The organism is Mesorhizobium sp. M0571, from assembly GCF_040320985.1.
GTDB lineage: Bacteria > Pseudomonadota > Alphaproteobacteria > Rhizobiales > Rhizobiaceae > Mesorhizobium.
In genome coordinates, this window is sequence record NZ_JAMYQT010000007.1 from 162,286 (window position 1) to 175,379 (window position 13,094).

Here is a 13,094-nt window from a genome sequence, read left to right on the forward strand (position 1 = left end):
GCGTTCTTTCCGCGCCGTGGAGAGCGCTTCCGAATCTGGAAGGGCTCGTGCGCCGTCGGGCCGCACAGATTGTGAAACTCCTCGACGCTTGGCTGCGCTTTGTCGCGGCCATGCGTCTGTTTGCGATGTGAGAATTTGAGCTGACCCGCGGCAATTGAGCCTTCATCCGACGGGCTTTCGAGCGCCGTTCAGGCATGCGCGATCTGGCTAAGGACGAAACAATCCTGCGATCGCGGAAGATTCTTCGATCCGCTCTAGCGGTCGATCTCTCCAAACACAATGTCGAGCGAGCCGATGATCGCGGCAACATCGGCGATCATATGGCCTCGGGACAGGAAATCCATCGCCTGCAGGTGGGCGAAGGAAGGTGCGCGGATCTTGCATCGGTAGGGAATGTTGCCTCCGTCCGATACGAGATAGACGCCGAACTCGCCTTTCGGCGCCTCGACGGCGGCATAGACTTCACCGCGCGGCACGCGAATGCCTTCGGTATAAAGTTTGAAGTGATGGATCGTCGCTTCCATCGAGCGCTTCATTGTAGCACGCGGCGGCGGCGTGATCTTGCTGTTCGGGATCGCGACCGGCCCCTGGCCTTCGGGCGAGCGCAACTTTTCCAGGCATTGCCGCATGATCCGGACCGACTGGCGCATTTCCTCCATGCGTACGAGATAGCGGTCGTAGCAGTCGCCATGCTTGCCGACCGGTATATCGAAATCCATCTCCGAGTAGCATTCGTATGGCTGCGCCTTGCGCAGATCCCATGAGGCGCCCGATCCGCGCACCATCACGCCGGAAAAGCCCCAGGCCCAGGCATCATCGAGGCCGATCACGCCGACATCGACATTGCGCTGCTTGAAAATGCGGTTGTCGGTCAACAGCCCTTCGAGATTGTCGCAGACCTTGAGGAACGGATCGCAGAAATTCCAGATGTCGTCGAGGAGCTCCGGCGGCAGATCCTGATGCACGCCGCCGACCCTGAAATAATTCGCGTGCATGCGGGCGCCGGACGCGCGCTCATAAAAGACCATCAGCTTCTCGCGCTCGTCGAAACCCCAGAGCGGCGGCGTCAGCGCGCCGATGTCCATGGCCTGCGTGGTGACGTTGAGGAGGTGCGACAGGAGCCGGCCTATCTCGCAGAAAAGCACGCGGATGAGCTGCCCGCGTTTCGGAACCGATATTTCGAGGAGCTTCTCGGCGGCGAGACAGAATGCGTGCTCCTGGTTCATCGGCGCGACGTAGTCGAGCCGGTCGAAATAGGGCAGGGCCTGCAGGTAGTTCTTGTACTCGATGAGCTTTTCGGTGCCGCGATGCAGCAAGCCAATGTGAGGATCGGCGCGCTCCACGATTTCGCCGTCGAGTTCGAGCACCAGCCGCAGGACGCCGTGAGCAGAGGGATGTTGCGGCCCGAAATTAATGGTGAAGTTGCGAACCGCAGCCTCGGCCATGACAGTCCTCCGCAATTAGGCGGGTTTGTCCGCGTTCAGCCGCTCATGTCGTCGTCTGGATGATCAGCGTCAGCGTGCCGTCGCCGTCGATATTGGCCGCCACGACCTGCGTGGAATTAAGGCCGTTCGCCGCCAGTGCTGATGCTGCCTGCGGTGATGCGTCGATCGAACTTTGCAGGATACGCAAATCCTCGGCGCTGGTCTGGGTGACCACAGCCTCCGCCTGTGCCTTGATTTCAGGAGGCAGATCCTCCATCGCCACGATCGTCACAGCGGTGAAATTCTGGGCGGAGAAGGCTTGGTCCGGTGTAGCCTGGTCGGGCGTGGCCCCTTCGGGCGTGGCTTGCTCGGGCAGGGTTTGCGGGGCCGTCGGCGGGACAGGGGCAAGCTCTGGTCCCACGGATTGCGCGTAGACCGGCGAGGCAAGGGCCAGTGCCGAAAGTGTGGCAATTGTCGTCGATAGGCGCATGACCTTTCCTTCCGTTTTGCTCAGGGGATGATCATTTCGGTGACGACACAACCATCGTGCCGAAATATGGTTCCGTCACGGAGATGGCCGTCTTGCCGAAAAGCCGTGATTGTCGCGGAAGCAGAGCGCGAAATCCGGCGTTGGCTGTCTCAGGCGGCGGCGTGGCTGCGATGCGGCTGCGGCCAGCGCTGCAATGCTTCGCGGCCCAGATCGGTCAATTCGTAGACCCCGCGGTCGGCGCGCGCGAACCAGCGATACACGTTGTGCAGCAGGATCTTGGGCGCGTTCGGCAGGTTGGGCTTCAAGTCACGCGGCCGTTGTGGGCCATCGGCGAGTGCTGCGGCGCACGCGAGCGCCTGCTGGCGATAGGCGGTCATGATCGGCGCACGCGAGCCGCCGCCGGCGACAGGATCGCCCTGCCGGCGCCGATGTTCGTCGACCAGCTTCGAGCGACGCCGGGGATCCCGACGCGGAGCCAATGCCGTCGGGCTGAGCAGCACCTGAACCTCGCCGTTCGCGTGCACGCCAAGCAGGCCAAAGCCGAGGCGACGGCAGAGATTCCGGTACCTCACATCGCTCTCACGGCCCTTGCCGCGGACCGACATGCGGGCTGCGAGCCAGACCTCGTCGCTCGCCGCCATACGGTCGACGCCCTGGAGCACGAGCTCGAGATTGAACTTCAGTTTCAGCTCGCAGATGACGACGATCGGTGGAGAGTCGGCGCTCAGCGCCAGCAGATCGCAGCCGCCGATCTCGCCCTTGACCATAAATCCCAAGCCTTCGAGGAAGGTCTTGACCGGGCTGTAGAGTGAGGTCTCGAGCATTGGCCTTCGTCCGTTGCGAATCATCCTGCCCTATTGGCGGTTCAGCGCGATGATCGCTCTTTGCCGTTGAACAGGAGGTAAACGACGGCCAAACCTAAGCGATTGCTGCGGCTCGCCGGTGGGGCAGAGCCGCGCCACGGGCGCTTGCCAATTTGGTATGCTGGTATAATATGTACCTGAGATAGCGTGCTCCACGTAGCTGCGCTGTGCTCGACATGACAGACTGAGCCGATCGTGTTTTTGGGAGGAATACCATGAGATTTGCAACTGTGGCGGCGCTTGCCGGCGCCGCGCTGGCCAGCGCGGCGGTGCTGCCGGCAATGGCGTCTCCGGACGCGCCGGTCATCGCGCTCGCCAACGCCTATTACGGCAACACCTGGCGCCACCAGATGGTCGAGGCTTTCGAAGCCTCGGCCAAGGAGGCGAAGGCGGCCGGTCAGATCGCCGACTACATCATCATGAATGGCGACGGCTCCGTGGCGCAGCAAAACAGCCAGATCGCCGAGCTGATCCTCAAGAAGGTCGATGTGCTGGCCGTCGACGCAGCCTCGGAAACCGCAGTCAACGGCGTCATCCAGAAGGCCTGCGCCGCCGGCATTATCGTCATTTCCTTCGATTCGGTCGCGTCGGCGCCCTGCAACTACCAGCTCAATTTCGACTTCAAGGGCTACAAGGCAGCCCAGGCCGAGGCCGTCATCAAGATGCTCGGCGGCAAGGGCAACATCCTGCAGGTACGTGGCGTGAAAGGCTCCGCGCCGGATAACGACATGTACAATTCGCAGCAGTCGGTGCTGGCGAAATACCCCGAAATCAAGGTGCTTGCGACGGTCTACGGCCAAGCGACCGCCTCGGTCGCGCAAGCGGCGATCGCCAACGTGCTGCCCAGCCTGCCGCATGTCGACGCGGTGCTGGCACAAGGCGGCAGCGACGACGTCGGCATCGCCCAGGCCTTCGTCCAGTATGGCGGCGAATATGAAGGCAAGATGCCGATCATCGAGGGCGGCGGCGGCACCGACTTCGTCAAATGGTGGGCCGAAGAAAACGCCAAGAACGGCTACAAGACCGTCTCGATGAACACCACGCCGGGCATTGGCGGCGCAGCGTTCTGGCTCGGCCTGTCGCTTCTGAAGGGAGCCGAAGCGCCCAAGCTGATGATCATGCCGGTGGCGACGGTCGACGCCGGCAACCTCAAGGACTACGCGAAGCTGCCGGGCGGCCAGATCATCAGCCCGAGCTATTCGCTGGACTGGGTCAAGGAAAATCTCCTGACCAAGAAATGAGGCGGCCACGCTTCACTTCGGCCGGGCGCCGCCTCGACGGATCACGCCCGGCAACCGCTATCGAAGAAACAGAGACGAGAATGTCCCATCTTGCCCTTGCCGACCCGGGAGATGCCGCGTTTGCGGGGCAGGTGATGCCTGTCCGGCAAAGCGTGGTTTCGCTCAGGCAGATAAGCAAGAGCTTCGGACCGACACTCGCAAATGCGGACATCGATCTCTCCGTCTCGGCCGGGGACGTGATCGGGCTGGTCGGCGGTAACGGTGCTGGAAAATCGACGCTGATGCGCATCCTGTGCGGTGCCATGTGGCCGACGCTGGGCTCGATCTCGTTCGGCGGCGAAGTGGTGAGTTTCAGCGACTACGACACGGGAGAGGCGCAAAAGCGTGGCATCCGCATGGTGCACCAGGAACTGTCGCTGTGCGCCAACCTGTCTGTCGCCGAGAACTTCTTCCTGGAAACACCTGCGGATGCGGCGAGCCGGCCTGGCTGGAGAACGCTTTACAAGGCTCGGGCCCGTTCGGCGCTCGACGCGGTCTTTCCAGGGAACGGCATCGATGCAGATGCCGAAATCGGCCATCTCTCCATTGCCGAACGGCAAATGGTGGAGATTGCGCGCGCGGCGGCAACGCCCGGCGTGAGGCTCATTGTCCTCGACGAGCCGACATCTTCCCTCGACCTCGATCGTTCGAGGCAGCTCAGGGCTTTCATCCGTGAGCGAGCGAAATCGGGGTTGGCGTTCATCTTCATCAGCCACAAGCTTCAGGAAATCATCGACATCGCCACGCAGATCGTGGTGCTGCGCAACGGCCGCACTGCTTGGCATGGCCCTGTCGCGGATGCGTCGATCGGAAAGCTGGTGCAGCTTATGGGCGGCGACGCCAATCCGGTCCATCAGCACGCCGTCGCAGCCGCTTCCAGCGCGGATGTGCTGGTGCAACTCTCCGGTACGCTGACGTCCGAACTTGGCCGCGACATCGACATTGTTCGCGGCGAGATCGTCGGCCTGGCCGGTCTCGAGGGCAGCGGCCAGAAGGAGCTGCTGCACGCGATCTTCAAACCGGATCGCAAACAGGGCGCGGCAGTCATAAGACATGCCGACGCCGGTTTCATAGCAGGAGACCGCCAGAAGGAAGGCGTGTTTCCCTTGTGGAGCGTGCTGTCGAACATCAGCATCGGCGCCCTTGCCCGCCGCCCGGTGTTGGGCCTTGTTTCCGATCGCGTCAACCACGATGCGGCCGTTAGCGCAGCCGGCCGGCTGCGGCTCGATGACAGACGTTTCAATTCGAACATCACGGAGCTAAGCGGCGGCAATCAGCAAAAGGCGCTGGTTGCGCGGGCACTGGTCGCCGAGACGCCGATCATCCTTCTCGATGACCCGACGCGCGGCGTCGATATCGCCACCAAGCAAGATTTCTACCGGCTCTGTAACGAGATTGCGCGCAGCGGACGGACGCTGGTCTGGCACACGACTGAGGACGCCGAACTGCTGGCCTGCGATCGCGTGCTGGTCTTTGCCTGCGGACGGATCGTTCGGGAGCTGGCCGGCGATGCGATCACCGAGAAAGCCATCGTCGGCGCGTCCTTCGCCCAGCCAGCGGACCGGCTCGCCGGCACTCTCCGAGGGGATGGGCCTGCGGCCAGATTTGCCCGGCGGCTGATGAATGCGGCGCCTTTTATCGGCCTTGCCGTCGTGCTGGCCGTCATGATCTGGGCCAATCCGGCGGTCGCCTCGGTTTTCGGCCTAGACCTGCTTCTGTTGCCGGCGCTGTCGCTGGTGCTGGTGACGGCGGCGCAGATGTTCGTTGTCGGAGGCAGCGAAATCGACCTCGGCGTCGGTGCCTTCGCCGGCCTTGTCAGCGTGCTCAGCGCCACGCTGCTCTATGACCGGCCATGGCTTGGCGCCCTGGCGCTGATGGCGGCAGTCGCCGCCTATGCCGGACTTGGCGGCTTGATCCAGGCGCGAAAGATTCCGGCGATCGTCGTTACGCTCGGCGCATCGTTCATCTGGATGGGCCTTGGCTATTCGCTGCAGCCGACGCCCGGCGGCGCCAGTCCCGAATGGCTGTCGGCCCTCGTCAACTGGTCACTGGGGTCCGTGCCAACATCCATCATCCTCATCGGCATCGTTGCGCTGATCGCGTTCGTTATTGACCGATTGCCGCTCGGCGTGGTGCTGCGCGGCTTCGGCAACAATCCGACCGCCATGATTCGCTCCGGCTGGTCGCCGACGTGCTATGCTTTGGTGCGCTATCTGGTGTCGGGGCTGTTCGCCGCAGCCGCCGGCCTGTCGCTGACCGCGATCAACACGGCGAGCGACATCAATTCCGGCAACTCGTTCACGCTGCTCAGCGTCGCGGCCGTGGTCATGGGCGGCTGTGCCTTGCTGGGTGGTGTCATCTCGCCGCTCGGTGCCGTTGTCAGTGCCGTCACCCTGTCGCTGATCGGGGCGCTGCTCGGCACGCTGAACGTCAGCAGCGATTTCAATGCCGCGACGCAAGGACTGATCCTCATAGCACTGCTGACGCTGCGCAGCCTGACGGCCGACCGCAGGAGCGAACAATGAATGCGCTGAACGCGTTCAGCATCTGGGCGCAGAGGAACCGCTGGATCTGGTCGGCGATTGGCGTGCTTTTGTTGTGGCTCGTACTGTCGGCGGTCACCAACCGGTTCAGCCTGTTCAGCCTGTCGGGCATCCTGCTTTCGGCCTCCTTCCTGACGGTCGCCGGTATCGGCCAGATGTTCGTGGTGACGACCGGGCGCGGCAATATCGATCTGTCGGTCGCCTCGGTGATTACGCTCAGCGCCTTCGTCGCGCTGCTCACCATCAAAGGCCAGGACGCCAATCTTGCCATTGGCGTCCTTGTCGCAATCGTGCTTGGCCTCGCGGTCGGTGCGCTCAACGCGCTGCTCGTCGTCAGGCTGGGCATACCAGCGATCATCGCCACACTGGCGACCGGCTATGTGCTGGCGACAGCGACGCTGCTGTCCAACCGGGCGATAACAGGATTCGCCGTCAGCCCGACGCTCAAACATCTGGCCACGGGCCGCGTCGCGGGCGTGCCGATCATGACCGTCATCGCAATCCTGGGGGTGGCGGCCGCGTCCTTCGTGCTGCGCTACACGGTGTTCGGGCAGCTGTTGTCGGCGGTCGGCCAGAACCGGACCGCGGCGCGGCTGGCGGCCATCCGCAACGGTCCGGTGATCGCATCGGCGTTCATCATCTCATCGGTGCTGGCGGCGCTCGATGGCCTGCTGCTCGGGGCCTATATCGGCGGCGCCTTCCTCGAGATGGGCCAGCCTTATCTGCTGCAGTCGATCGCCGCGGTGGTGCTGGGCGGGACGCTCATCTTCGGCGGCTCGGCGACCGCGATCGGCACCCTGTTTGCCAGCATTCTTCTGATCCTGATCGTCACCACCATGCAGATCATCGGCCTGCCTCCCGGTGCCCAGGACATCGTCCAGGGCATCGTCGTCATCTTCGTGCTCGCCCTTGCCGGGCGGCAGGCGTTGGCGAGGCGACCCTCCGTCGAACCCGCAAGCAACGACGACGGAGCGCTGGCCAGGGATGGGCCAAGCTGAGCGGCGGCTCCCGCCTGTCTAATCCGCCAACCGGCGGCAGTGTGCATACAAGGTCAATAGGATGACGATCGGCAGAGCCGTCGTTGGAAATCAGGAGTAACGGACAATGACAACGATTGCGCTGTTTGGTGCCGGCGGCAAAATGGGTTACCGCCTGTCGACCAATTTTCGCGGATCTCCCTATACGATACGCCATGTCGAGGTCAGCGACGCCGGTCGCGAGCGGCTGAAATCGGATCTCGGCATCGACGCGGTCAGTGCCGATGAGGCGCTTGATGGCGCCGATGTGGTGATCCTGGCGGTGCCGGACACGCATATCGGCAAGGTCGCGGCGAGCATCGAGAGCAAGCTTGCCGCCGGCACCATGGTCGTCGTGCTCGACGCCGCAGCACCTTTCGCCGGCCACCTGCCGAAGCGGCCGGACCTGACCTATTTCGTCACCCACCCGTGCCATCCGCCGATCTTCAACGACGAGACCGACATGGCGGCCAAGAAGGACTATTTCGGCGGCGTCAAGGCCAAGCAACACATGGTCAGCGCCTTGATGCAGGGACCCGAGGAAGATTTCGCCAAGGGTGAAGCAATCGCCAAGATCATCTGGGCCCCGGTCATGCGCTCGCATCGCGTCACGGTCGATCAGATGGCACTGCTCGAGCCCGGCCTTTCGGAAACGGTATGCGCTTCACTGCTCGTCGTTATGAAAGAGGCCGTCGACGAAGTCGTGGCGCGCGGGGTCGACAGGCAGGCGGCGCTCGACTTCCTGCTTGGCCATATGAACGTGCTTGGCGCCGTCATCTTCGGCGAGACCAAAGGCGTGTTCTCCGACGCCTGCAACAAGGCGATAGAGTTCGGCAAGCCGGTGCTGATGCGCGATGACTGGAAGCGGGTGTTCGAGCCGGAGGAGATTGCTGCGAGCATTCAGCGCATCACTTGAGGGTGCCGACGCGTCTTCCGGGACATGTCACCTGAAATTGTCATTGACTCATCATACCAGTTGGCTTAGCTGTTCGATGGCTCGGACCATCAAGCTTCGCAGCAAGCTCAGGGCCTGGACGAGTGGAGGATAGCGGGGAAGCGATCCGTCGAGGTGAAGCCGGCAAAAGGCTTATGAATCTGACGCGATCCGCGATCTGCGCTGGCCAACGAATTGAATGCATACAGCCTTGGGATCAAGGCACGGGTTTTCAACGGGAGGAATACATGAAACTGACACGCAGAATGACGCTTGCGGCTTTTGCCGGCATGCTGGCGCTTGGCACCGCCGCACCCGCCTACGCGGCGGATCTGATCGCCATCATCACGCCCTCGCACGACAATCCGTTCTTCAAGGCGGAAGCCGTCGGTGCGGAAGCCAAGGCCAAGGAACTCGGTTACGAAGCGCTGGTGCTCGTCCATGACGACGACGCCAACAAGCAGTCCGAGCTGATCGACACGGCGATCGGCCGCGGCGCCAAGGCGATCATCCTTGACAATGCCGGCGCCGACGCCACCGTCGCTGCCATGCAGAAGGCCAAGGATGCGGGTGTTCCCTCATTCCTGATCGATCGCGAGATCAATGCCACCGGCGTCGCCGTGGCGCAGATCGTCTCCAACAATTATCAGGGCGCCCAGCTCGGCGCGCAGGAATTCGTCAAGCTGATGGGCGAGAAGGGCAATTTCGTCGAGCTCGTCGGCAAGGAATCCGACACCAATGCCGGCATCCGCTCCAAGGGTTACCACGACGTCATCGACGACTATCCGGACCTGAAGATGGTGGCGCAGCAGTCGGCCAATTGGAGCCAGACCGAGGCCTACTCCAAGATGGAATCGATCCTCCAGGCCAATCCGGACATCAAGGGCGTGATCTCCGGCAACGACACGATGGCGATGGGCGCCTATGCAGCACTTGCCGCTGCCGGTCGCAAGGACGTCATCGTCGTCGGCTTCGACGGGTCGAACGACGTGCGCGACTCGATCACCTCCGGCGGCATCAAGGCGACGGTCCTGCAGCCGGCCTTCGCGCAGGCGCAGATGGCGGTCGAGCAGGCCAACGACTTCATCAAGAACAAGAAGTCTCCACCTGAGGAAAAGCAGCTGATGGACTGCGTCCTGGTCAATGGCGACAATGCCGCCAAGCTGGAGACGTTCGCGCTCACCAACTGAGCCGGCGTAACATCAAGCAGCAAGGGACGAGCCTTCGGTTCGTCCCTTGCTTCCATTTCCCTGGGTGCTCCTGACCGCCATGCCGAACGAGCCGACATGTTCAACAAGCTGACCCGGCCGATCCTTGTCGCGTCGTTCCTTGCAGCAATAGTCAGCCTGACCGCCTGCAAGATCCTGCCGACGCCGTCAGGCGATACCAGCGGCAATGCCACGGGCTTCAATCCCGACAAGATGGTCGAGGACATCTGGGCGGCGAAAGTGATACCCTATCTGCAGCAGAAGGCCGGGCCGTTTCCCGAGGTTCATGCTTTGGCGAAGACCGATCCCGCCGCTGCCGGTGCCAAATACGGCAATCCGAATAAGCAGGCGAATTCGCCATGGACCTTCGCCGTCCGGCTCGAGGGCAAGGTCGTTGCAGCCAATACACAGTCACGCGCGGCGACGATGGACGTCGATGCCGACGGCGACGGCAAGGCGGATGCGCGGGTGCAGATCGGCCCCGCCATGCGTGGGACCGCGCTGCGCGACAGCCTCGACTTCATTCAATTCAACGATTTCACCAACCAGATCGACTTCGCCCAATTCGGCAAGGCCTTCAACGCCTACGCGGACAAGACCGTGCTTTCCAAGCTGCCGCGCGAGGCACTCGAGGGCCGAAGCGTCAAGATCCTCGGCGCCTATACGCCAGGCAGTGGCCAGGACCTGCCGCTGGTGACGCCGGCGGAGGCAGAGATCGGGCCGAAGCCATGACCGGCGATCAAGACGTCATCCTGAAGCTGGAGGATGTCTCGAAAGTGTATTCGGGCACCGTCGCGGTCAAACGTGCGAATTTTGAGGTGCGCAAGGGCGCGGTCAACGTGCTGGTCGGCGAAAACGGAGCCGGCAAATCGACGCTGATGAAGATCATCGCCGGTGTCGAGCAGCCGACCCTCGGGCGCATTCTGCTGGACGGTGAAGAGGTCTCCTTCTCCTCATCCGGGGACGCGGTGAACCGCGGCATCGGCATGGTGTTCCAGGAGCTCAACCTGTTCGGCAACCTGACTGTCGCCGAAAACATTTTCGCGACCCGCGAAATCACCAACCGCTTCCGCAAGATCGACCGCCGGGAGCAGGAGCGCCGCGCGGCGGAATTCCTGGAACGCCTGGAAGCCGGCATCCGGCCGGACATGCTGGTCGAGGATCTGCGCATCGGCCAGCAGCAGCTGGTCGAGATCGCCAAAGCGGTTTCGCTCGATGCGCGCATCCTGATCATGGATGAACCGACCTCGGCGCTCAGCGCGGCGGAGGTCGAGATCCTGTTCAAGGTGATTGCCGACCTCAAGGCGCGCGGCGTCGCAATCGTCTACATCTCGCACCGGCTCGAGGAACTGATCCGCATCGGCGACACCATCACCGTGCTGCGCGATGGGCGTATCACCGGCCAGGCGGAGATGAAAGACGTCAACACGCAGTGGATCGTGCGGCAGATGATCGGCTCCGACGCCAAGGACTTCGCCAAAGCCGATGGCCATGTGCCGGGCGAAGAGATATTCCGCGCCGAGGACATTTGCCTGCCGCGCGCCACCGGCGGACTTGCGGTCGACCATGTCTCGCTTTCGCTGCGCGCCGGCGAGATTCTCGGCATCTACGGCCTGATGGGAGCCGGACGCAGCGAGCTGTTCGACTGCATCATGGGCCGCCACGGCCATTCGACCGGAACGATATTCATCACCGGCAAGAAGGTGCACGAGCGGGACACGACGCGGCGCATCCGGCGCGGCCTGGCGCTGATCCCCGAAGACCGCCAGCGCGAAGGGCTGGTGTCGATCCTCTCCGTCGCCAGCAATCTGACGCTGGCAAGCCTGTCCCGGTTCGTGCGTCTATTCCACATTCGCGGTGCCGCCGAAAGACAGGCGGTGGCCCAGACGGTACGCGAACTGGCGATCAAGGTCGCCGACCCGGCGCAGGAAGTCTCGTCGCTATCGGGCGGCAACCAGCAGAAGGTGGTCATCGGCAAGGCGCTGCTCACCGGGCCGAAGGTGCTGCTGATGGATGAGCCCAGCCGTGGCATCGACGTCGGCGCCAAGGCCGACGTTTTCCGCACCATGCGCAAGCTGTCGCGCGACGGCTTGGGGATCCTGTTTGCCACCTCGGATCTTGATGAGGTGATGGCGTTGTCCGACCGGATCGCGGTGATGAGCAATGGAAAATTGACCGGCATGTTCGATCGCGCCGAGGCGACTGAGGCGGCCCTTGTCGCTGCCTCGGCGCTCGGCCACGGACCGGTCCCGCATGGAGAGCAAGGCGCATGACTGACATTCCGGCCAAGGCGGCGGTCACCCCCATGTCGAGCGGCTCGGTCCTGTTGACGCTGATGAAGGCGAGGACGTTCATCGCGCTGATCGCGGTGCTGTTATTCTTCTCGATCGCTGCACCCAATTTTCTGTCGGCCGCCAACCTTATCCTGATGTCGAAGCACGTTGCGCTGAATGCATTTCTGGCAATGGGCATGACCTTCGTCATCATCACCGGCGGCATCGACCTGTCGGTCGGCTCGATCGTTGGGCTGTGCGGCATGGTGGCCGGCTATCTCGTGCTGAACGGCATCGACCTGCAGGTCGGCTATACCATCTATTTCAACGTCTTCGAGATCGCGCTGATCACGCTTGCCGTCGGCATATTGATCGGCGCCGTCAACGGCTTGCTGATCACCAGGCTTAACGTTGCGCCGTTCATCGCCACGCTCGGCGTGCTCTATGTCGCGCGCGGCCTGGCGCTGCTGTCGTCGGACGGGCGCACCTTCCCCAATCTCATTGGCAAGCCGGAGCTCGGCACCACCGGATTCGGCTTTCTCGGCGCCGGCCGGTTGCTCGGCCTGCCGGTCGCATTGTGGATTTTGCTCGTTGTTGCGCTAGGGGCGGCCTATCTCGCCAAATACACCCCGCTCGGCCGTCACATCTTCGCGGTCGGCGGCAACGAACGGGCGGCGCGAATTTCGGGCGTCCGCGTCAACATGGTGAAGATGTTCGTCTACATGTTCTCTGGCTTCTGCGCCGCGATCGTCGGGCTGATCATCTCGTCCGAGCTGATGGCGTCGCATCCGGCGACCGGCGAGAGCTTCGAGCTGAACGCCATTGCCGCGGCGGTGCTCGGCGGCACCTCGATGTCGGGCGGCCGCGGCACGATCGGCGGCACCATTGTCGGTGCCTTCGTCATCGGCATCCTTTCCGACGGGCTGGTGATGATGGGGGTGAGCTCGTTCTGGCAGATGGTGATCAAGGGCCTCGTTATCATCGTCGCCGTCGTCGTCGACCAGGCGCAACGCCGACTGCAGAGCCGTGTCACGCTGATGCAGATGGCAAAGGCAGGCTGACC

Annotated in this window: 11 protein-coding genes; 8 read left to right on the forward strand and 3 right to left on the reverse strand. The window is 63.0% G+C overall.

Features of this window, described 5'->3' with window-relative positions:
• Window positions 1-254 precede the first annotated feature (254 nt).
• The 3 genes from NKI85_RS11475 to NKI85_RS11485 all read right to left on the reverse strand — a co-directional run bounded on the left by NKI85_RS11475 (window position 255) and on the right by NKI85_RS11485 (window position 2,738).
• Window positions 255-1,445 carry an NADH-quinone oxidoreductase subunit D gene (locus NKI85_RS11475; protein WP_352776752.1) on the reverse strand — a complete coding sequence of 397 codons (1,191 nt, stop codon included), beginning with the start codon at window positions 1,443-1,445 and terminating at the stop codon, window positions 255-257.
• Between the two features lie 43 nt (window positions 1,446-1,488).
• Window positions 1,489-1,914: a hypothetical protein gene (locus NKI85_RS11480; protein ID WP_352524527.1), complete on the reverse strand. Its 426-nt coding sequence runs from the start codon at window positions 1,912-1,914 to the stop codon at window positions 1,489-1,491.
• A gap of 149 nt (window positions 1,915-2,063) precedes the next feature.
• On the reverse strand, window positions 2,064-2,738 hold the full coding sequence (locus NKI85_RS11485; protein WP_352524525.1) for a DUF2161 domain-containing phosphodiesterase: 675 nt from the start codon (window positions 2,736-2,738) through the stop codon (window positions 2,064-2,066).
• A gap of 254 nt (window positions 2,739-2,992) precedes the next feature.
• Between NKI85_RS11485 and NKI85_RS11490 the strand changes: the two genes are divergently transcribed.
• The 8 genes from NKI85_RS11490 (at window position 2,993) to NKI85_RS11525 (ending at window position 13,092) form a co-directional block, all read left to right on the forward strand.
• The gene (locus NKI85_RS11490) at window positions 2,993-4,018 is read left to right on the forward strand and encodes an ABC transporter substrate-binding protein (RefSeq protein ID WP_352524523.1); all 1,026 of its coding nucleotides are present in this window, start codon (window positions 2,993-2,995) and stop codon (window positions 4,016-4,018) included.
• 80 nt (window positions 4,019-4,098) lie between these two features.
• Window positions 4,099-6,582, forward strand: a complete 2,484-nt coding sequence (locus NKI85_RS11495) for an ATP-binding cassette domain-containing protein (RefSeq protein WP_352524522.1) — start codon at window positions 4,099-4,101, stop codon at window positions 6,580-6,582.
• Window positions 6,579-7,598: an ABC transporter permease gene (locus NKI85_RS11500; protein WP_352524521.1), complete on the forward strand. Its 1,020-nt coding sequence runs from the start codon at window positions 6,579-6,581 to the stop codon at window positions 7,596-7,598. The genes NKI85_RS11495 and NKI85_RS11500 overlap by 4 nt, the downstream gene beginning before the upstream one ends.
• A 106-nt stretch (window positions 7,599-7,704) precedes the next feature.
• Entirely contained in the window at window positions 7,705-8,532 is an 828-nt protein-coding gene (locus tag NKI85_RS11505) for a phosphogluconate dehydrogenase C-terminal domain-containing protein (RefSeq protein WP_352524519.1), read from the forward strand.
• Between the two features lie 266 nt (window positions 8,533-8,798).
• Window positions 8,799-9,740, forward strand: a complete 942-nt coding sequence (locus NKI85_RS11510; protein WP_352776753.1) for a D-ribose ABC transporter substrate-binding protein — start codon at window positions 8,799-8,801, stop codon at window positions 9,738-9,740.
• A gap of 96 nt (window positions 9,741-9,836) precedes the next feature.
• A complete protein-coding gene (locus tag NKI85_RS11515; protein ID WP_352524516.1) occupies window positions 9,837-10,490 on the forward strand; it encodes a DUF2291 family protein in 654 nt (217 codons plus the stop codon).
• Window positions 10,487-12,031: a sugar ABC transporter ATP-binding protein gene (locus NKI85_RS11520; RefSeq protein WP_352524515.1), complete on the forward strand. Its 1,545-nt coding sequence runs from the start codon at window positions 10,487-10,489 to the stop codon at window positions 12,029-12,031. Before NKI85_RS11515 ends, NKI85_RS11520 begins: the two co-directional genes overlap by 4 nt.
• Entirely contained in the window at window positions 12,028-13,092 is a 1,065-nt protein-coding gene (locus NKI85_RS11525; RefSeq protein WP_352524514.1) for an ABC transporter permease, read from the forward strand. The genes NKI85_RS11520 and NKI85_RS11525 overlap by 4 nt, the downstream gene beginning before the upstream one ends.
• Window positions 13,093-13,094 lie beyond the last annotated feature (2 nt).